Consider the following 20408-nt stretch of genomic DNA (forward strand, 5'->3'; position numbering starts at 1 on the left):
GGCGGCATCCGCATCACGGGAAAGGGCTTATTCCTTCAAACTGGTGCGCCAGCCGGAAGCGTGCTGATAATAATAAACCGCCTCCTTTTCCAGCTCCTTCATCCGGGCATCCGGCTTCACAGGCTCCCCGTCACGGAAAAACTCCGCGCCGCGCTGGGGTTTAAGCACCACCATGTCCCTTCCCTTCAAGTAGCCGATGTACTGGTAATTGCTCACGAAATACCGGGACTGGTAGGAGGGTTTCAAGGCGTCCTTTCCATAAAACGCCGCATCATACGGCCATTTCAGCAGGCCGAGCAGGGTGGGCAGCACGTCAATCTGGCTGACAGGCGTCTCAATCCGTTCCGGCTTCAGCAGGGCCGGGGCGTAGAAAATGGAGAAAATGCGGTGCGTTTCCGGATTAAGCGTCTGTTTCCCGGCGCTGCCCGCGCCATGGTCCGCCACAAACACGAACAGCGTATTCTCAAACCACGGTTTGCTCCTGGCCTCCTCCACAAAGGCCCCCACGGCATAATCCGCGTACTTGACGGCGCCCATGCGCCCGGTATGGGAAGGAATGTCTATGCGCCCTTCCGGATAGGTATAGGGGCGGTGGTTGGACGTGGTGAACACCACCTGTAAAAAAGGAGAGCCGCTTTTGAAGGACTCATCCGCCTCACGCACGGCGCGGCGGAACAGGTCTTCATCACAGACGCCCCAGATGGTGGAATGGGTCACCTCTGAATCATCCATGGAATTGCGGTCCAGAACCTGGAAGCCGTTGTTCCCGAAGAAGTAATTCATGTTGTCAAAATACCCGTAGCCGCCGTAGATCCACTTGAGGTCATACCCCTTGTCCCTGAATATGGACCCGATGGTCTGCAAATGCTCATTCCCCTCCTGGCGGAGGATGGACATGCCGGGCAGAGGCGGTATGGACGTGCTGACCGCCTCCAGCCCGCGCACGGAGCGGGTGCCCGTGGCATAGACATTCGGGAAGAAAATGCCCTCTTTGCCCAGACGGCTCAGGCACGGCGTGACATTCGCGCCGTCCTGCCGGCACTCGTTTAAAAACTCCGCCCCCATGCTCTCCATGACCACAACCACGACGTTGGGCCGGATGGCTTCCCCGGAGGGGCGCACCCGCCTCTTCACGCTGCCTGATGCGGCGTCAGGCACGGACGTGTCATCCGCCGTGAATTCCCGGGCCAGAAACGCCGCCGCATCCGCGTCCGGCAGCGTCTTGTAATAATCGCGGTAGTCCAGCTCATTCTTGAGAAAGGCGCTGAACAGGCTGTAAAGGCCGTCCTTGGCCATTTCCGAGTTATAGCGGTTGTTCACGGCATCCGCATCCTTGATGTCCACCAGCCAATACCCTCCCGTTATGCACGCCAGCAGGAACAGCACCACGCAGCCCCGCTTCCACCCCGCGGGAGCTTCCCCGCGGCGGGGAACCAGAAAACGCTTCATCCCCCAGACGGCCAGGACGGATACAACCAGAATGCCGATAAGAATCGGGATGATGGGGTAGGATTCATAAATATTCCCGATCACCTCCTTGGTATAAATCAGGTAATCCACCGCAATGAAATTGAAGCTGGCCTCAAACTCATTCCAGAAGAAGGCTTCCGCCACGTCCTCAAACAGGTTGGCGAGCACAAACAGGAAAAACCATGCGCAGGTGATCCACCGGTCCGCCTTTCCACCCGCTTTCCCGCGCGGCAGAATCCACAAATAAACGGCATAAGGCAGAAGCCAGTAGCACATGGTGATGGAAAACTCCGTCACGAAAATGTATGCCGTTTTCAGAAGGGGAATGACCCCGAAATCCATGTTGCGGTATTCAAAAAACACCGTAAACAGGTTTTCCACCGCCTCAATACCGAACGCGAGCAGGAGGAACGGCCAAAACCTCCCCCAATAATAACGAATCATCGTCCCCGGGAATATGACAGACGGGGCATGCCGTCAATGCTCCATCACAGCATCACGCAAGTATGGCTGTCATTCCGCAGAGCGGCCGCCGGGCATCCGGACTCCCTTTACACCATATCCAGCGCGGCGTCCCAGTCCTTCCAGACAGGCTCCAGGCCCGCATTCCGGATGGCGCCGACCACCTGTTCCGGAGTGCGCTGGTCGGAAATCTCAAACTGCTCCGTTGCCTTGCAGCGCCCTTTCCGGTCCTCGGGAAGGTCCACCTGGTTTCCCCGCACCGTCAAGTGGGCGGTGGCCGTTCCCACCCCCGTGTAGCCCCCCGGTTCCGTACGGGCAATGGCGGACATGTGGGTCATGCCCAGATGCATCAGGGCATCCCTCATCGGCGCGGGTTCACGGGTGCTGACGGACATGCCTATCCTGGGGAAGCAGATGCGCAGGGCGGCCATAAGCTGGACAAAATGGCGGTCGTCCAGCATCAGTTCCGGATCGGGTTCATACTCGTAATTCCCGGCGTAGGGACGCATGCGCGGGAACGCCACGGAAAGCGCGGACTTCCAGCAATGCTTCTGCAAATAGTCCAGATGGGCGGCGAGCGCCATGGCCTCCCGCCGCCAGGGGGACAGGCCGAACAGGGCGCCTATCTGAATGCGGCGGAAGCCGCCCTGGTAGGCGCGTTCCGGGCAATCCAGCCGCCAGTTGAAATTCTTCTTCATGCCCGCCGTATGCAGGGTTTCATACACCTCCCGGTTGTAGGTCTCCTGGTACACGGCCAGTTGTTCCGCCCCATGGTGGACGATTTCCGCATAGCGGTCGTCCGGAAGCGGTCCTATTTCCAGCCCCAGCGAGGGGATAAAGGAATGCAGCGCGTCCAGGCATTCCTGCATGTACCCGTCTGAAACGAACTTGGGATGCTCCCCGGCCACCAGCAGGATGCTGCGCAGGCCCAGCCCGTGCAGGTAGCGGGCCTCCTGCACCACTTCATCCACCGTAAGGGTGGTGCGGATGATGGGGTTGTCCCGGGAAAAACCGCAGTACTTGCAATTATTGATGCATTCGTTGGACAGGTAAATGGGGGCAAAGAGACGGATGGTCCGGCCGAAATGCAGGCGCGTCAGGCGGCGGCTCTCCTGCGCCATCGCCTCCAGGCGGGCGTCGTCCACCGGTTCCAGCAATGCCATGAAGCGGCGCACCAGGGAAGAGGGATGGTCCATCAGACCGTTTAATTCTTCAGAAAAGGACATAGGAAGATTAAATAAAATTTGAGAGAGCCGGCTGCCCAAGGCCATTTCCACGCCTGAACCGGAGAAGCCCAATTTGCCTCTTCCCTCACAAAGGATTCCATCTTTTACCGTGTCATTCCCCGGAGCGGAGTGCTCCATGAGGAAAGAAGGGCCCCTGCAAATCATCGTGACAGACGGCCTCTCATGGACTAATCTGGCCTTATCCTCCCATGACCGCCACGCCGAACAGCCTTTTCCGCCATTATCTCGATTCCCTGATCCAGCAGGGAACAACGCGCACGAGCCTGACGGATGAAGCCAGAAACGTTCTCAGGACGTGGTACGTGACCGCCAAACAGGGAAGCCGCCCCGCCTCTGCCGTTCCCGCAGCTCCACCCTCTCCCCCCGTTTCTCCGGAACCGCCGCCCCAGGCGGAACCTGCCCCGGCCTCCGTATCTTCCGGGGAGCCGGAACCGCCGGAGCTCTTTCCGGAGAGCCGGGAACCGGCCTCCACCGTCGCTCTCCCGGAAGGGACGATGGAAGACAAGCTGCAATACCTGCGGGATCTGGCGCAGAACTGGCAGCCGGCGCGGGAGCTCAATTCCCTGCGGGACACCATGGTCTTTGCCACGGGCAATCCCCATACGGAGCTCATGCTCATCGGGGAAGCGCCGGGCTATTATGAAGAAGTGCAGCAGGAGCCCTTTGTGGGCCGCGCCGGGGAAAAACTCAACCAGATATTGAAGGCCATGGGACTCTCCCGAGACATGGTCTACATCTCCAACATCGTCAAATTCCGTCCTGCGCTGCCTAACCAGCGGACCAACAACCGCGCCCCCACGCCGGAAGAAATTGAAGCCTGCCTGCCCATCATCATGAATGAAATCCAGGTCATCCAGCCGAAGATGATCGTAGCCCTGGGCGGGACAGCCGCCGTGGGGCTGCTGGGGATACAGGGTTCCGTCAGCTCCATGCGCGGCAGGTTCCACGACCTCAATGGCATTCCCGTGCGCGTTACCTACCATCCCAGCTACCTGTTGAGATCAGACAGCCCGCGGGAAAAACGCAAGGTCTGGGAAGACATGCTGGCCGTCATGGAACGCCTGGGCATGCCCATCTCGGAAAAACAGCGCGGCTACTTCCTGCCCAGGGAATAAAACCGGGAATTCCTGCATGCCGCCCTTCTCCCGCCACGGCAGCTGAACGGCTGTTTTTTCATGGAAAACCTGCGGAACGGTCCGTTCCCTTTTCAGCAATGCACGATCCGCTTTTTCCTTCCGTGTTCCGGCACTTCCCAGAACAGGCGTGCCCTGTCGCGGCTCACTCCCTCCATGTTCAGGTACCGCGCCCGCAGCAGGGAGGAGGAGCGGTGCCCCATCTCCATCTGAAGCAGGGGAAAATCCCGGAACCACTTGGCATGATAGGAAGCATAGGTATGCCTCAGAGCATCCGCGCTCCATTCCCCGAAGCGGTGATGCACGCCCCACCCGGCCTTTTTCCGGAGCAGCCTCCAGCGCACCGGCCAGTTGGGAGGGCATAGCAAGCCATCCCGCTCCCCTGCCCCGTATTCCGCCAGAAGCCGCCGGAGCACGGCATGAATGGTGACGTGCCGGGCTCCCCCCGTCTTACTGGCTACGGACCTTACGGAAATGACCCGTTCTTCCATATCCACGTCATTCCAGCGGAGACGCATCACTTCCCCCGGCCTGATGCCGGCATACAGCATGACCCAGACCGCCGGAGCGCAGTCACGGAATTCAGGAATTTCCACCACATCCCGGAGGCTTTTTATTTCTTCCGGGACCAGAACGGCGATGGTCCGTTCACGGAACGCAGGAGGTTCCACCCGGACAATGGGATTTTCCCCGCACCAGCCGCGCCGCAGGGAAAGGGACAGCACGCCGCTCATCACTGCACGGCCCTTGTAACGCTGTCTGCGGGAGGAAAACGCAGTTTCCAAAAAACGCGCGCAATGCTCCGGCGTCAGTTTCCGGACCGGAAAATCCTTCAATTCCGGACACCTCCGCATCAAGGCTCCGGTGAAATACCTGATATCACGCAGCGTTGTGGGACGAAGCCCGCGCTTCGCCCTCAGCGTCTCCTCCACGGCGGCGGAAAAGGAAACCGTCTTTTCCCCTTTCCTCAATTCCTCCGCTCCCAGGAAAATTGCCTTTCTGGCCCGGCGCATGCTGCGGCGCCCCCCGCACAGGCTCAGCAATTCCACGGCCAGACTGGCGGCATCCAGCATATTCAAACCGCTTCCTTTCAACAACATTTCCGCCGCCAAATATTTATTCCGGTTTTCTCCATGTTTCGCCATTCCGAACACCATGTTTTTGATATTAATGCATGATACATCACAGGATTGTTAATCCTGTTAGCAAGAAAAAAATTACAATATTTTCATCTATTAATCCCTTTTAACGGCCAATTTCTTATGTACAAATAAAAATCTATTTGTTAGATAAGCCGTGGATTCAATCTTCCGCCGCACAACGCGCCGTTCATGCGCCGGAGGCGGGAAAACGGACGGAATATATTCAGACGCACAGGATTAACAATCCTGTACATAGAAATTCAGCAGGGAAAAGGCACCCATTTCCACTTTTCCTTGAATTAATCTGAATATAACAAATCATGAATCTTCGTTTACCCCTCCCGTTGCGCCGGGCTCTGCTGGCAGCCATGTGCGTCCTTGGAAGCCAGGCCTTCGCCGCCGAATATACAGCTTCCACCCTGGAAGAATTCCAGGCCGCCTGGAACCAGATGGCCAATGGAGACACGCTGAACATTACCGGCTCCATCGACTTTGAAGGAATAGAATTGAGCGCATTGCCCGCAGACGCTGCCATCGTCCTCAAATCAGACGGGCATGGAAAAATCTCCAACTTCAACTACAAGGACATGTCCGCCGTGGAGATGCAGGATCTAAATGTGGACGGTGAAGGAACCGTCCGCGTGGGCAGCATGACGGAAGGAATGCTCAGCGGACGGAGCGACGCCGGAAATACCCTTTCCATAGAAGACGGCTCCACCCTGGACGGCACATGGCTTGTCCTGGAAAACAACAAGCTGGTGGCGGGAGACGGAACCATTCTCAACCGGAACGACGTCGTCACCAGCCACTCCACCTCCATAGAAACCAGACTGGACCCAGAAACAGGGGCCTTTATCTCCACGGTGGTCACTATTACACCGGGAGAAATTGCCATGGAGCTGGGAAAAGACGTCCAAATCAATGAAATGGATTTATCCATGAATGACGGAGTCCGCGGCCAAATTGTCTCCCATGGAGATATTGCCCTGGCTGATTCCACCCTCGTCTCCACAGGCGCCGTCAACACCACGTCCGTTTACGAAAACGAAGAGTCCGGCACTCTGATCGGCCAGTCGGAATCCGTGGGAGCCCGCGGAGGAATTGACTTCAGCGCGGGAGCCGTGACGATGACGGATACCGATCTGAGCACCGCAGGCGATGGAGACCGGTTCACGGGCGGCGAAATACTGCTGGGAAACAACAGCATCCTGAAAGCCACGGACCGGGCGGAAATTACGACGGGAGCCCTCGTCCTTTCCCATGGCATTACCAGAAAAGATGAAGACGGGGCCTACCTGCCGGGAACCAGCACGGAAGAATCCATGGGGCTGTACGGCGACATCGCCATCGGCAGCGGCAGCTCCATTGAAAATTATGACATGGACGCGAAAGGCTCCATCTTCATCGGAGAAGGGGCAAAGCTGGCATCCGTCACGCTGGATGCCGTATCCGTGGAACTGAATTCCTTCTCCATGGCTGAAGGGGAAGACGGAACCCGTACTGTCCGCATAACCACCGCAGTAGGAGACCAGGCCACCGTTTCCATCGGGGCCAATTCCACGCTGGACGACGTGGATATCTATGCGGAAGGCGGAGACATCTACATCGGCAGCAATACTGAAATCACCGGGGACAACGACCTTTCCGGCAGCCAGATGGCCGATATCTGGGCCGGGGATACGGTGGGAGCCATTGACGACGAAGGCGCCTCCTCCCGCGGAACCATCTCCTTTGAAGGAACGCTCAAGCAGAACGCGGACGGCGACTACGTGCTGGCCTCCGGCGAATACACGGAAGGAACTTATGGCGGGAACGTAGTCATTGGCGACGACGCTACGCTGACCATGACCACCGTAGCCGCGGAAAACACCATCATACTAGGGGACAACGTGACCTATCAGGGAACGGAAGAAGCGTCCGTCTACCACATGAGCGCCTTCAGCGATGCGGATAACAGCCTCGTCCACGCCAGCATCATTGACACGGATGAAAACGGAGACATCCTCAACGGAACCGTTACCGTTACGGAACGTGAAAACAAAATCACCACGGGCCGCAGCAACACGTTCATGAACAGCAAGGCCCCGGGCAGGTCCGCCGCCATGGATATTTCCAGAGGGGGCGCCCTCTACGCGCACGGAGACATTCTCATTGGAGAAAACAACCGCTTCATCGGCAATACGGCCGCCGGGTCCGGCGGAGCCGTCTTCGCCCAGAACAACATTGCCGAGGCCATCACCTATGAAAACGGGGAACGCACCTCCAAACTGACCACGGAAGTTCTTGATATCACGGTAGGGAACGGTTCCGTCTTCTCCGGCAACACGGCCGGGGCCAACGGCGGAGCCATCGCCTCCGAGCTGACGACCAATCTTGCAATGCAGGAGGGCGATAATGTGGACGACTTATTTGAAAATGAAGGCGCCAATATCTGGATAGGCAAAAATGTCACCTTCACGGACAACACCGCCGCCGGACTGGGAGGGGCCATCCATCTGATGGAAGACCGTCTTCTTCTGATTGGCTCCGGAGCCTTCTTTGACGGCAATATGGCCGGGGAAGAAGCCAACGACATTTTTGCCGAAGACGGCTCCGTCATCCTGGTGGACTCCGCCGCGGACGATGTCACCGTCATCAACAGCGGCATTTCCGACGCGGACTACTACTCCCTTGACGACGGTCCGTGGACGCGCGGTTCCGCCACGCTGGTGCAGACGGGCAGCGGCGGCCTGCTCTACGGCGGCCGGGACACGGAAGACAACGGATTCGGAGGAACATTCATCCAGGATTCCGGAGCCGGTTCCCTGATCGTGGGCCATCTGGCTGAAGTGGATGACACCCTGGTCATGGAAGGCGCGCAACTGGGCGTTGAAGGCCTGACGGACTATGAAATCAACGGAGGAGGAGTTATTCTGACGGAGGATTCCACCCTGGCCGGCGACACGCTGGAACTCAACGGAAACGCCGTGATTGAAATGGGCGAGGGATCTTCCCTCCTCCTCAATGGCATCGCGTTCAACGGCCATTCCTCCATCAAGCTCTGGAATGCCGGTGAAACGGGCGACGGAAGGGACCTCACCCACACCGCAGCCGGAACTTCTTCCGTGGACAACGTCACCATCACCGGAGCCGATGTCAGCGAACTGCCCTTGTTCAACTCCGCCTTTGTCTCCACTAACGCCGCACTTCATGAAGACGGAACCATCCGGTTGACGCAGAACATGCACGGAGTAGCCGCCCCCATGCAGGGATATTCCGGAAACGTCTCCGGCGCGGCAGCCGGCATGGAACAGGCCCGGACGGGAGTCCGGGACGGTTCAGCCGCACACAGGTTCTTTGAAACCCTCCTGGGAACCTCCAGCGCGGACGCGGCGGCAGCCATGATTCAATCCGTCAGCGGTGAAACCGTGGTCAACGCGGCGTGGGCCTCCAATGACGCCCTCAAGGGCTTTGCCGCCCTGGGCAGGACGCAGGGAGCCATTTCCGCCGCACAGGGGCTGAACGCTCCGGCGGCGAAGCCGGTCCAGTCCGCAGACGCGAAGGGCTCCCCCATCGCCATGGCGCCGGTGGCCTCAGGCCGCGGCTCCGTATGGGTGGGCGGACTGGGTTCCTGGACGGACCAGAGCGCACGGAGCGGCATCGACGGCTACAAATACGACGCAGGCGGCTATGCCGTGGGCGCGGACTGCAAGCTCTCCTCCTCCGCCCTGGCTGGGGTAGCCATCGGCCAGTCCTACGGGACCTTCCAGGACAAGGGAGGGTTGTCCAGCTATGACGCGGACTCCTTCATGGCCATGCTTTACGGCCGCTACACGCCCGCCGGGGCTTCCAAGCTGGCCCTGGACGGTTATGCCGCCTTCGGCACCACGTCCTTTGACGGAAAGGCCCGCATGGCGGACACCTCCGCCACCGGGAAATTTGATTCCGACTCCTTCGGAGCCGCCGTCTATGCCACCTGGACGGAACAGCTCCGCAGCAAACTGGTCATCGCGCCGTTTGCCGGGCTGGAATTCATGACCGGGAAGACGGACAGCTTCTCCGAACACGGAGACCTGGCCCGGACCTTTAGCGGAGCACGCGCCCAGAACTGGACGCTGCCCGTAGGCGTCACTCTCTCCCGCACCTATGCGGCAGGCGCCAAAACCACGCTGACGCCCAGCGTGACGGTTGCCGTGGCGCAGGACCTCAGCCGCCTCAACCCCAAGGGAACCGTCAGCAGTGAGCTGGGAACCTGGACGGCGCGCGGCGTTAACGTAGGCCGCACCGCCCTGCGCGTCAACGCAGGGGTAAGCGCCGCCTTCGGCAGCAGATGGGGAGCCCGCATCGGGTACTCCCTGGAAAGCAGGGCCGGGCTGACGGCCCAGGGAATCAACGGCTCCGTCAGTTACTCATTCTAACGGGCGTTCCTATTCCAGTCTCCCCGGTTCCCCACGGGACCGGGGAGGCAATCCTCAACCCTTCTCTTCATGCCTTCTTCAACAATAATCCGCCCCATCCTGACGCTGGGCTGTGCGGTCCTGCTGGCCTCCTGCGGCGGCAGCTCCGGCAAATCGGACTCCTCCGGAGTCCAGCCCCCGCAAACACTGGAAACAGGCTCCGTCATCAGCATGACGGACGGCCATGGAGTCTCCTACAAAATCATCTCCCCCACTACGCTGGAAACGGGGAACGGCCGCTTTTCCGGAACGTACTCCTATGCGCCGGGTCCGGCTTCCGCCCGGTTCTCCATGACGCTGACTGACGGAGGGGAACATCCCTCCACCATCACCAGCTCCGGAGAAATGACCTTTACTTCCGCAACGGAGGGCTACTACTCGGCAACCAAATATGAATCCACCGTTCTCTCCCCGGAAGGAATGGGCGGCCCCTTCAAAATCTCCAAATAGAAAAATTTCCCGGGAAAGTATGAATTGTTGATTAGGAACCGCTTCCTGTTGAGGGAAGCGGTTCCGCTTTAACCGGACAGACCTTTTATGGCGGCCGCCTCCGGCATGAATGCGCTGGCGTCCGCTCATTCCTGCCGGGCAGGCAATCCGGCCATACCGCTTGCCAGCCGCCTGTGAAACGGAGGCAGTCATAAAAAAACCGCTTTCCCACCAGGGAAAGCGGCTGCCATTTAAAAGGGAGCCATTATTCCCCGCGCCGGAGAACGGCGCCATTGCTGGCATTCGTGGCGAGGTGGCGGTAACGGCTCAGCCAGGAGGAGGAAACCTTGTTGTACGTGGGCTGCCAGTCCGCACGGCGGCGTGCAATCTCATCCTCGCTCAAATGGGCGTTCAGCGTACGGTCCGGAATGGAATACTCAATAATATCCCCGTTCCGCAACAGGCCGATGAGGCCGCCTTCCGCCGCTTCCGGGGAAATATGGCCGATGCAGGCTCCGTGGGTGGCTCCGGAAAAACGGCCGTCCGTGATAAGCGCCACTTCCGCGCCAAGGCCCTGCCCCATGATATAGGACGTGGGGGCCAGCATCTCCTGCATGCCGGGGCCGCCCTTGGGTCCCTCATTGCGGATGACGACCACGTCGCCGGACTTCACCTTCCCGGCAAGGATGCCTTCGCAGGCTTCCTCCTGGGACTCGAAAATCACGGCGGGTCCGCGGAAGCTCATCATGTCCGGATGCACGCCGGCCTTCTTCACCACGGCGCCTTCCTGGGCCAGGTTGCCGAACAGGATCGCCAGGCCGCCGTCACGGGAATAAGCCTTTTCCAGCGGATGGATTACCGTTTCATCCGTAATGCCGCATCCTTCAACCGTTTCACCCAGCGTCTTTCCGCTCACGGTCATGGAATCCAGGTGGAGGGCCCCGGGAATCCTGGCGATCTCATGAATGATGGCGCTCACGCCGCCGGCGCGCAGGACATCCTGCATGTGGAAGCGGGAGGAGGGGGCCACCTTGCAGATATTCGGGGTGCGTTTGGAAATGTCATTGATGCGCTGGAGGTCATACTCCACGCCGGCTTCCCGGGCGATAGCCAGCGTATGAAGCACGGTATTGGAGCTGCCGCCCATCGCCATGTCGATCGCAAAGGCATTGTCGATGGCGTCACGGTTCACGATGTCGCGCGGCAGGGGGCCGTCCGCCTTCGCCATCTCCACGGCGCGGCGCGCGGTCTGCTTCCAGAACTCCCTGCGTTCCTCGGAAGTAGCCAGCAGGGAACCGTTGCCGGGAAGGGCCAGGCCGATTACCTCGCTCAGGCAATTCATGGAATTGGCCGTAAACATGCCGGAACAGGAACCGGCGCCGGGGCAGGCGCGGCATTCCAGGGAATGGAGTTCCTCCGCATTGATTTTGCCTGCCTTGAAGCGGGCGACGGCCTCAAACACGCTGTTCAGGTCCAGTACGGTGCCGTCCTCCGCCATGCCGGCGGCCATCGGGCCGCCGCTGCAGAAAATAGTGGGAATATTGCAGCGCAGGGCGCCCATGATCATGCCGGGAACAATCTTGTCGCAATTCGGAATGCAGATCATGGCGTCAAACGCGTGGGCGCTCAGCATCGTCTCCACGCTGTCCGCGATCAACTCACGGCTGGCCAGGGAAAACTTCATGCCGCCGTGGCCCATGGCAATGCCGTCACAAACGCCGGGCAGGTTGAACTCCACGGGAGTTCCTCCGGCCTTGCGCACTTCCTCCTTGATGAGGGCGGCTACCTTGTTCAGGTGAACATGGCCCGGAATCACCTCATTAAAGGAATTGCAAATGGCAATGAAGGGACGGCTTAAATCCTCATCCGTCATCCCCGTGGCACGCATCAGACTGCGGTGCGGCGCACGCTCGAACCCTGCTTTAACTCTATCGCTTCGCATAACAATATAACTGTTGCGGCGCAAGTGTATCACATGACGCAGGGAAGAGAAGTTGAATCTAGGCCAGTCTTGCAAAACGGAAACGCCTCCGTTACAGTCTGTTTGCATAAGGAAAGACTTTAGCTGTCCGGAACACCCTTCCGGACGGGGAAATGTGAACGAATCGTCACATCTAATATCGGGACACCGCCCCTTCCTTCATCGTAAAAAACAGCCATGGCAACCATTCTTATCGCTGAAGACGATCACGCCATCTCAGACCTCGTGGCCTACAACCTGGAACGCGCAGGCCACACGCCCCTGGCGGCCTATGACGGCCTGACCGCGCTGGAAGTGGCGCGCAGGGACAGGCCGGAACTGATTCTGCTGGACCAGATGATGCCCGGCATGGACGGCCACGGCGTACTGAGAGAGCTGCGCCGGGACAGCCGCACGCAGAACATTCCCGTCATCTTCCTGACCGCCAAGGCCCAGGCGGAAGACCGCATCCAGGGGCTGGAGCTGGGAGCGGACGACTATGTGACCAAGCCATTCAGCCCCAAGGAACTCGTGCTGCGCGTAGGCAGCGTGCTGAAACGGTGCGAACACACGCCGGGCAGCGTCATCGCGGAATACGGGCCCTTCACGTTTGACAAAAACGCCCTCAAATTCTACATCGACAAGGAGGAAGTGGACCTGACGGCCACGGAATTCAAGCTCATGATCTACATGATTGAACGGGAAGGCCAGACCCTGAACCGCAACGACCTGCTCAGCTGCGTGTGGGGATACAGCCACCAGGCCCAGAGCCGCACGCTGGACACGCACATGAAACGGCTGCGCCAGAAACTGGCACCCTATGCGGACTGCATTGAAACCGTCCGCAGCATCGGCTACCGCTTTACCCTGCCGGGGCGGCGTCCCCCGGAGGAAGAGGTCTAACGCTCCGGTTCCATGTCGGCCATCGACTACATCCTCATCATCCTTGTTCTGGCCTCCCTGTACCTGAACTGGCACCTGGTCCAGGTATGCCGGTCCGCCATGAAAGCCCGGAAAAAGGCCTTGCGGGACGCCCAACGCCTGCTGAAACGCGGAGAGGAAGCCCAGGAACAGGCCATCGTGGACAAACGGCGCTTTCTGGAAGCTCTGGGTGAGGCCTTCCTGCTCATCGGTCCCGCCGGGCACATCGTGCTGGCCAATACGCTGGCCAAAGAACTCTTTCAGGAAGAAAGGCTGGAAGGACGCAAAGTGGGAGCCCTGGTGTGCAACCAGGAACTGCTGGGGCATGTTCAGGAAGCCTTTGACACGGATGGCCCCGTCACCAAGGAATTTACGCTGAGCGCCGCCAACTCCCCCGGCGGAGTGCAAAACGGCATCACGGCGTGGCACCTGGACAGCGCCATCACGGACACCCCGATCAAGGAAAAACGCATCCTGCTGCGCAACGTCACGCAAAACTACCTCACCAACCAGATGCGCCGGGACTTCGTGGCGAACGCCTCCCACGAGCTGCGCACCCCGCTCACCATCATCGTGGGATATCTGGAAAACCTGATGGAAGACAATCTGATGGAGGAAAGCCCCGGACTGGCGCGCAAATTCATCGGCGTCATGCACCAGAACAGCCAGCGGCTCATGAACATCATTGAAGACATGCTCATGATCTCCAAGCTGGAATCAGGCCACAAGGCCATCCTGAAGGAACAATGGTTCCACCTCACCTCCTGCGTAGATGATGTCTTCTCCCGCCTGGACTCCATCCGGGAGAAAAAACAGGCCGCCCTGCACATGAACATTCCGCCGGACTGGGAACTCTACGGGGACCCCTTCTACTGGACGCAGGTTCTGTTCAACCTGGTGGAAAACGCTCTCAAGCAAAACACGGAACCGGGCCTTTCCGTCACTGTGGCCGCGGCCAGAACACCGGAAGCCTGCGTGATCACCGTCACGGACACGGGCGTAGGCATCCCCGCGGAAAGCCTTCCCTTCCTCTTTAACCGCTTCTACCGGGTGGAAACCCACCACTCCTCGGAAATCAAGGGAACGGGCCTGGGCCTTTCCATCGTCAAACGCGCCGTGGAGGCTCACGACGGCGCCATCACCGTCTCCAGCACTCCCCACCGGGAAACCGTCTTCACCATCACCATTCCTCTGAAACGGTTCCGGGAAGAAAAGGAGGCATAAGATTCCGATGCGGCACAGCCTGATATGATTGCTGTTGAATCCGGGAGAAAAAACAGACTCTCCAACCCGGCGGAATTGCTTCACGGTTCACGGAATGGGCGCGTGTTGCAGTTCCACTCTTTCTACACCAGGAGACAATTGAATTTTCTTTAACTGATGCTTCTTTTCATACTCTTTCATATAATCGGAAACATCAAAATTGACGATTAATTCCTCGTCATCTTTTTTCAAACTCACCCTCTCCAAAAACTTCTTATGGAAAATCCAGGTTTCCTTTCGGGTGATTTTATAACCCGGATACTTTTTTTCCAAATATTGCTCTTGCTGTTTCTGTACTTCTTCACGGGTGACAGCCTTTTTTAATACAATAGGCTTGCGTAAGGAAATCCCTTCCGGGAAATCCATCGGTTTCACGGATTTTAAGAATTTAGAGTTAGACTTCTTATTTTGTTTCTTAACTTTATCCATATACTCCGAGATGTTAAAATACAATGAAACTTTTGCGCTTCCTTCCTTCTCCCGGCATTCCAATTCAAGTACAGTATCTTGTCCTAAAATATAAATCATCGTATCTCCTATCTCATAAGAAGGAAGATGTTGTGATACATAATTCCGGCAATATTCATCAAGTTCTTTTCTTGATTTAACTCCTTTTACAGAAATGGGATTGGTCATTTCATAACCAATTCCCTCCAGTACAGAAATATTGCTTTCGACGGCATTTGAATCTGCAATGCCTGCAAAACAAAAAATCCAAGCATTAAATAGCATTAAATATTTCATAATTATTTACTGATGTTCTTTACATTGTTCCTTCAATTCTTTTTCCAAGCCACTAAGAATTTTTCTTTTAGCATTTAAAACGGCCGCTTTAGCACTTCTTACTCCAGCCGTCCCAACTTGATAATAGTCTATACCGTTATCCATCAAGTTATTCTGTTGTTTCAATTTCCATGCAGTAACAGGTTTATGATGGTGAAGAAATCTGTAAGCGTACACTAAATGGACATTTGCAAAAAATTTCCCATTTGAATTAATAAATGCCAACAATGAAATTGTATCCACTCTCACCGAAACGACAGATCCTAATTTTTCTTCCAGTAAATCTTTTGCAGCACTCTCCCAATCAATCTCCAATTCATCCTGGGAACCTGCTATGTTGGGAACCTCCGAACCAATAGGAGTGGTAAAAAACATGATACCTACTAATTCCACTCTACAAGGGTTGGTTGCATTCTTGGCAGGACCTACAGATAACATACTCAATACGAGTAAACTTGCCACCAGGTGTCATTTCATCAAAGCATATGATAGAGCAAAAAATAGATAATCCAAGAAAAAACCACTATACCTGGCAACATAAAATTAACAATAATTACATAGATACTTCTCTTCATCTACCAGACTATTGACCGTATAAGTTTGAATAATCTCAAACCATGTTGATCACCAACCAGTCCAGAAAAGACGATTATTCTATGTAGATAGAAAGAATCACGCTATTCAATATCCAGCCTGAGTCTCCGCATAACGAACCAGCGCTTTTTTGTCTCCCAGATGCTCGGCTACTTTCAGACCTATTTCCGCCATCTTCTTCCGTACGGAAGCTTTGTCTACTTCCTTCAACCATACCGTCAGGAAGGTATCGGCCCGGGCCGACAATTGCTTGTCTTTCCATAAATCAAGCACCTGCCCATAAAACCCTAGAAACTGCAATGCCGTTTTTTCATGACTCAAGAGCGAAGGAAGCGCCTTTTCCAGCACAGCGCAGGTTTGTACCCTCACCTTCCGGTCGATTTTGTTCTCTTGGTAAAATTTCAGCCAGTTTTTGAAAAAGATTCTCTTGGTTTTCACCCCATAAGGCAACTTTCCAGCCATATCCGGAATATCTTTCCGGGCTAAAGCACAGAAATTGCGCATATACGCGTCTACAGAATCCCATGATTCATTTTGCGCCAGCAATCTTGGATAAACGGCATAGCCATTCGCCTTTTTCCAATCAAGCCCCAGTTCATTCTTCATGAAATACTCCCACAGAGTGGGATTTCCGGGAAAAGCCTCCTTGAATTGTTCCAGCAAAGCCAATTTATCTTTCTCCGCCAGGCGGACATTCCTTCTCATCAAGGCCTGCCATGCGGGATAATTGGAGGCATTCCGTCTTAATGCCTCTTTCAGCAGTGCTTCCGCCTTCTGTGGATCGGCAGCCAGCAGGGATAAATAATAACAGAGATTGGATGCAGCGGCATCCTTCCCCTTCCAAAAACGGGGGAGCTCTGTAATCGTGGAAACGGAACCTTTCCACGGTCCTCCGGACCCGCCTTCCGACCATATCCAGCCATAAATGTTATTTCCTATCTTCCATTCTCCGTCTGCCCCCTTCCACACAAAGGCGCAATGCCCTGGCTGGCCGATCGTGTAGGAAGGAATCCCCTTCGCCTTCACAAACCCGGCCGCCCCTTTGGAAACGGCGCCGCACACACCCCCATACTCCACGTAAATTTGCAAAGAAATAGGTTTATGATCGTAGAACGCTCCACCGGCATGCACGCTGATTCCCTGCTTATTCTTCATCCGGTAGGGGATCAGACCGCAACAGGCATACCCTGCGTTCCCCGCCTTGATCTTCTTTTTGCCAGCCAGGTAATCCTGTGCCCAGGCAAGCTCCTCAATACTTTCCCTGCCCCGGAAAAGAATGCCGAATTCCCACGGTTCCAGCGTAATGAACTGCGGAAACAGTTTTTTCTCCGCAAAAGACTTTTTGTAAAAATCATACCGGGCTTCGCATGCCTCCGGCTCCCGGGACGTAGAAACCAACGCCGCACCCAATGCCATGTTGAGACCAACTCCGGAAAGCTCTTTCCCTTCCTTCACCCAGATATTCCGCAATACAGCCAGCGTATTCTTTCCCGAGGCCTTGGCAAACGCCAGTTTTTCAAACACCTCCGGGTGATTCAGCAACCATTGCACAAATTCCTTGTCCTTCAATTCATGAAGGATGTAAGTCCTTTCCTTCCCCACCAACGCAAAAAAATGGGCCATGTAGCAAGCCTGCGCCACCTCCCGGTCCTTCAACAGAGATTCCACGGAAAACGTTTTTTCCGCCTCCAATTTCTTTTGAACATATTGCCGGCACAGCCCGGCAATATTCCGCACATCCCCTCCTTCCACCTGCCATGCCAGGCGCTGATGGGACAAATCTCCAGCAACAACCGCTGGCAAGAAGAACAAATAGAGGAATAAGAGTTTAAACATAAATAGGCTAAATAAGAAAACTATCTATGAGGATATTTTTTACCAATTATTTTCTGCGCTTGGGAAAACCCTTGTACAAGTAGGAAGCTTGAGGAACTCGTCCAATTGTTCTATCCAATAAATCAGGAATTTCATCATCACCATATCCCGCCAATTTAAGATATCTTTTCACCTGTACAGCTTTAGTCGGATAAAATTGGACTAACATTCCTACAAAATCCTCTTCCATATTATTGATGATTGAATTCAATTTTCTTTGTCTCCCAATTCTAACATTCATGTAATTACAATATTTTGTAAATCTATCTCTATCCTGCCTAAGATCCATGTTATATAAATATAAAAATCTATTATATTTATATGTATAAAGAAAAAGAGGATTCAATTCTTGTCGAAATTGATTCAATATCATGGATGAATATAACAGAAACAATTCTCTCATCACAAGTGCCTCGTCATGAAGTTTTGTTCCGTTAGATTTTCTAATTTCTTTCGGAAAAAATGATAAAATCATTTTTTCCTTCACTTCATAATCAAGATCAGAATTTTCGCATAGCCATTCTCCGTTACCTTCTACAGTGTCATCAATAAAGGGAACTGCGGCAACCAAATAAAAAAGCCACATCCCTTTTTGCAAATCATTTTTTATATCAGGCAGTATTTTATTAGCTTGTTCATAAAATTTAAAAATATCCCCCTGCAGGGCTGATTTTTCAGCGTTTGATAGTAGGAGATATAATTTTTCATTAGTTTCATGAAGGAGAGGTTTTTTTAAAGAACTATCAAATATTTTGGCCTCGCTTACAGTCGAAAAAACTAAAATAAAACATGATAATATATATATTACTTTCATAACAGATTGTTTGACTAACTGAATTATTATACTTACAGATCAATCATCTCTCGTTCCTGTATCTATATGAATGGCGTCCCCTCCTGTACTTCTTTCAACAGAACATCCAAATTTACAAATTTTAACTTTGAAATTTTTCAACCCATCTATACGATTCCCATCATAACTTTCATCAAATGTTTGAATATACACTACATCACCGATTAAACAACAATCTTTCCCATTGACAACAGTGTAAAACCCGCAACGCCAAAAATAAAATAATGGCAATGGAAGATTTTGGAATAATAATATTGAATTTTCCCGATGTTCCTTCGGTGGATATACTCCAATTAAATCACTCATATGTCCATTATACTCATCAATTCGTTGTGGATTTGGATTAGGCATATGAGGAGCCAATCCGTCAGTAAGATCCTCAGGTTTATCCAATGATCTTTCTATAAAGTTTATATTTGAAAAGCTCACCGTCCGCGGCTGAAAGACTAAAGCTAAATGAGTGGAAGCCCCAACTTCATTCACTTTCCCATCACGGGGACCATCAGGACTCCGTTCAGAAAGATTTATCCCTTCTATTTTGTTTGGTACCAGAACATTAAATTTTTTTGGCTTGGGCTTATCGTCCAAATTAGTTTTAACTTCCACACTTACCTCTCCTTTGATAACAGGATCCTTTTTAGCCGTTAAAACAGCTTTAAATTTATCCTTTTCATTAATTGTTAGTATTGCCCATTTTTCACTTTGTTCGGAAAGTTTCCATTCTATCTCATCCTTATTAACAAGAGAAAGTAATTTTCCCTCCAACTCTAAATCCGCTTCTTCTCCAATTCCAATATCTTCTCGTTTTTGATCTTCCTCTCTATCCAGATCAAAGATCATACATTCAGCAGAATACTTGCGTGTCTTCGAACTGATATATAAATCCCTCCCTTCGTCCTCTAAATCTCCATCTTCTGCAAAACCTAAAGAAAATGCTCCAATTGCCATGAAGAAAAAATTTCCCCACATGAATAACTGTCCTGACCGTTTCATAGAAGTATAGGTTGTAATACGTTATACAAAAAAATCAGAATTCAGGCAAAAAGTCAATGATTTTAGAATAAAATTGAGACAATATTGGATTCGCCAGGAATATGGGGACGAGAAAAAGGAGATTACCTTAGGCTGAAGAATATGATGCCCACATTAAGCAATCCGCAAAACCCCATCTCAATCCGCTTGATTACGATATTGATAAGCTCAATTCTAAATAAATTGACAGCATGACAGAGAGCGTTTGGCAGTTCATTAAATCTCTCCTATATTTCTCCAACAAAGCATTACAATTTCTTTTCCTAAAATGATTTGCTACGTTTAAACTCCTAAATTAGACTAGATAACTCTATTTTCATTTGTTTAAAGAAAAAGAAAAGATTTGTTCTTTACTGAACTCTATTACTTTCTTTAGATGTTTGCGTTTATGTTAGGAGTTGCTCAAAGTGAACTAGACTTTCTCCGAATTTCCCATGCTCAGTTCCACATCTAATCTTTCACTTCGGAACGATATAATCTGACAGCAATCGTGCGAAGGGGAATGGAGTGCGGGGGATGAGCGGAAAACCTTCTTTTACGGATTGGGAGGGAGACGACACCAGCATCGCTTCATCATCTTGACCTGTCCTTTTATTCCCTTATGCAGAGCACCATCAACCCGCATCACAAAACAATGGAATAAAGACACATGCTGTCTTTTTCTCTTCACTAAAGATATTGTTTTTGTGTTGGAAAGTTTCCTTTTAGCCAACGCTGATTCCATTGAAAAGAAAAACGGCGTCCTTCCGCTGGACGGAGGACGCCGGGATTTTCCGGAAATCGGATAGACTGCCAGTTTGAGCAGCGA

Annotated in this window: 14 protein-coding genes; 5 read left to right on the forward strand and 9 right to left on the reverse strand. The window is 53.7% G+C overall.

What is annotated here, in order from left to right:
• Positions 1–27 precede the first annotated feature (27 nt).
• Both P8A25_RS11295 and thiH read right to left on the reverse strand, forming a co-directional pair.
• The gene (locus P8A25_RS11295) at positions 28–1914 is read right to left on the reverse strand and encodes an LTA synthase family protein (RefSeq protein WP_215442340.1); all 1887 of its coding nucleotides are present in this window, start codon (positions 1912–1914) and stop codon (positions 28–30) included.
• A gap of 107 nt (positions 1915–2021) precedes the next feature.
• Positions 2022–3158 carry a 2-iminoacetate synthase ThiH gene (gene thiH, locus P8A25_RS11300; RefSeq protein WP_215442341.1) on the reverse strand — a complete coding sequence of 379 codons (1137 nt, stop codon included), beginning with the start codon at positions 3156–3158 and terminating at the stop codon, positions 2022–2024.
• A 209-nt stretch (positions 3159–3367) separates the two neighbouring features.
• Between thiH and P8A25_RS11305 the strand changes: the two genes are divergently transcribed.
• On the forward strand, positions 3368–4294 hold the full coding sequence (locus P8A25_RS11305; RefSeq protein WP_215442342.1) for a uracil-DNA glycosylase: 927 nt from the start codon (positions 3368–3370) through the stop codon (positions 4292–4294).
• A gap of 92 nt (positions 4295–4386) precedes the next feature.
• Here P8A25_RS11305 and P8A25_RS11310 read toward each other — a convergent pair whose 3' ends face one another.
• Positions 4387–5385: a tyrosine-type recombinase/integrase gene (locus P8A25_RS11310; protein ID WP_249853094.1), complete on the reverse strand. Its 999-nt coding sequence runs from the start codon at positions 5383–5385 to the stop codon at positions 4387–4389.
• Between the two features lie 389 nt (positions 5386–5774).
• Here P8A25_RS11310 and P8A25_RS11315 point away from each other — a divergent pair, with 389 nt between their 5' ends.
• Positions 5775–9851, forward strand: coding sequence for an autotransporter outer membrane beta-barrel domain-containing protein (locus P8A25_RS11315; protein WP_215442343.1), 4077 nt, complete (start codon positions 5775–5777; stop codon positions 9849–9851).
• Positions 9852–9920: 69 nt separating this feature from the next.
• Entirely contained in the window at positions 9921–10340 is a 420-nt protein-coding gene (locus tag P8A25_RS11320) for a hypothetical protein (RefSeq protein ID WP_022398177.1), read from the forward strand.
• Positions 10341–10584: 244 nt separating this feature from the next.
• On the opposite strand, the gene ilvD is transcribed toward P8A25_RS11320, so the two are convergent.
• Positions 10585–12261 carry a dihydroxy-acid dehydratase gene (ilvD, locus tag P8A25_RS11325; RefSeq protein ID WP_102721232.1) on the reverse strand — a complete coding sequence of 559 codons (1677 nt, stop codon included), beginning with the start codon at positions 12259–12261 and terminating at the stop codon, positions 10585–10587.
• A 216-nt stretch (positions 12262–12477) separates the two neighbouring features.
• On the opposite strand from ilvD, the gene P8A25_RS11330 reads away from it, so the two are divergent.
• Positions 12478–13182, forward strand: coding sequence for a response regulator transcription factor (locus P8A25_RS11330; RefSeq protein WP_022398179.1), 705 nt, complete (start codon positions 12478–12480; stop codon positions 13180–13182).
• Between the two features lie 12 nt (positions 13183–13194).
• Positions 13195–14424 carry a cell wall metabolism sensor histidine kinase WalK gene (locus P8A25_RS11335; protein ID WP_102721231.1) on the forward strand — a complete coding sequence of 410 codons (1230 nt, stop codon included), beginning with the start codon at positions 13195–13197 and terminating at the stop codon, positions 14422–14424.
• Positions 14425–14511: 87 nt separating this feature from the next.
• Here the strand turns inward: P8A25_RS11335 and P8A25_RS11340 are convergent, their stop codons facing one another.
• From P8A25_RS11340 to P8A25_RS11360, 5 genes are all read right to left on the reverse strand, one after another.
• Positions 14512–15207, reverse strand: coding sequence for a hypothetical protein (locus P8A25_RS11340; RefSeq protein ID WP_102728670.1), 696 nt, complete (start codon positions 15205–15207; stop codon positions 14512–14514).
• Positions 15208–15213: 6 nt separating this feature from the next.
• Positions 15214–15708 (reverse strand): hypothetical protein, encoded by a 495-nt coding sequence (locus P8A25_RS11345; RefSeq protein ID WP_215442344.1) that lies wholly within the window; start codon positions 15706–15708, stop codon positions 15214–15216.
• Between the two features lie 219 nt (positions 15709–15927).
• On the reverse strand, positions 15928–17496 hold the full coding sequence (locus P8A25_RS11350) for a hypothetical protein (RefSeq protein ID WP_404838701.1): 1569 nt from the start codon (positions 17494–17496) through the stop codon (positions 15928–15930).
• Between the two features lie 226 nt (positions 17497–17722).
• Positions 17723–18529: a hypothetical protein gene (locus P8A25_RS11355; protein ID WP_022398182.1), complete on the reverse strand. Its 807-nt coding sequence runs from the start codon at positions 18527–18529 to the stop codon at positions 17723–17725.
• 39 nt (positions 18530–18568) lie between these two features.
• Complete coding sequence (locus tag P8A25_RS11360; RefSeq protein ID WP_022398183.1) at positions 18569–19561, reverse strand: hypothetical protein; 993 nt, start codon at positions 19559–19561, stop codon at positions 18569–18571.
• Between the last annotated feature and the right edge of the window lie 847 nt (positions 19562–20408).

The organism is Akkermansia sp. BCRC 18949, assembly GCF_045011645.1.
In the GTDB taxonomy this organism is placed as follows: domain Bacteria; phylum Verrucomicrobiota; class Verrucomicrobiia; order Verrucomicrobiales; family Akkermansiaceae; genus Akkermansia; species Akkermansia massiliensis.

What these genes read in the sequence shown, in the direction of transcription:
- P8A25_RS11295 (WP_215442340.1), bottom strand. Translation starts at nt 1,914, where the DNA reads ATGATTCGTTATTATTGGGGGAGGTTTTGGCCGTTCCTCCTGCTCGCG.
- thiH (WP_215442341.1), bottom strand. Translation starts at nt 3,158, where the DNA reads ATGTCCTTTTCTGAAGAATTAAACGGTCTGATGGACCATCCCTCTTCC.
- P8A25_RS11305 (WP_215442342.1), top strand. Translation starts at nt 3,368, where the DNA reads ATGACCGCCACGCCGAACAGCCTTTTCCGCCATTATCTCGATTCCCTG.
- P8A25_RS11310 (WP_249853094.1), bottom strand. Translation starts at nt 5,385, where the DNA reads ATGCTGGATGCCGCCAGTCTGGCCGTGGAATTGCTGAGCCTGTGCGGG.
- P8A25_RS11315 (WP_215442343.1), top strand. Translation starts at nt 5,775, where the DNA reads ATGAATCTTCGTTTACCCCTCCCGTTGCGCCGGGCTCTGCTGGCAGCC.
- P8A25_RS11320 (WP_022398177.1), top strand. Translation starts at nt 9,921, where the DNA reads ATGCCTTCTTCAACAATAATCCGCCCCATCCTGACGCTGGGCTGTGCG.
- ilvD (WP_102721232.1), bottom strand. Translation starts at nt 12,261, where the DNA reads ATGCGAAGCGATAGAGTTAAAGCAGGGTTCGAGCGTGCGCCGCACCGC.
- P8A25_RS11330 (WP_022398179.1), top strand. Translation starts at nt 12,478, where the DNA reads ATGGCAACCATTCTTATCGCTGAAGACGATCACGCCATCTCAGACCTC.
- P8A25_RS11335 (WP_102721231.1), top strand. Translation starts at nt 13,195, where the DNA reads ATGTCGGCCATCGACTACATCCTCATCATCCTTGTTCTGGCCTCCCTG.
- P8A25_RS11340 (WP_102728670.1), bottom strand. Translation starts at nt 15,207, where the DNA reads ATGAAATATTTAATGCTATTTAATGCTTGGATTTTTTGTTTTGCAGGC.
- P8A25_RS11355 (WP_022398182.1), bottom strand. Translation starts at nt 18,529, where the DNA reads ATGAAAGTAATATATATATTATCATGTTTTATTTTAGTTTTTTCGACT.
- P8A25_RS11360 (WP_022398183.1), bottom strand. Translation starts at nt 19,561, where the DNA reads ATGAAACGGTCAGGACAGTTATTCATGTGGGGAAATTTTTTCTTCATG.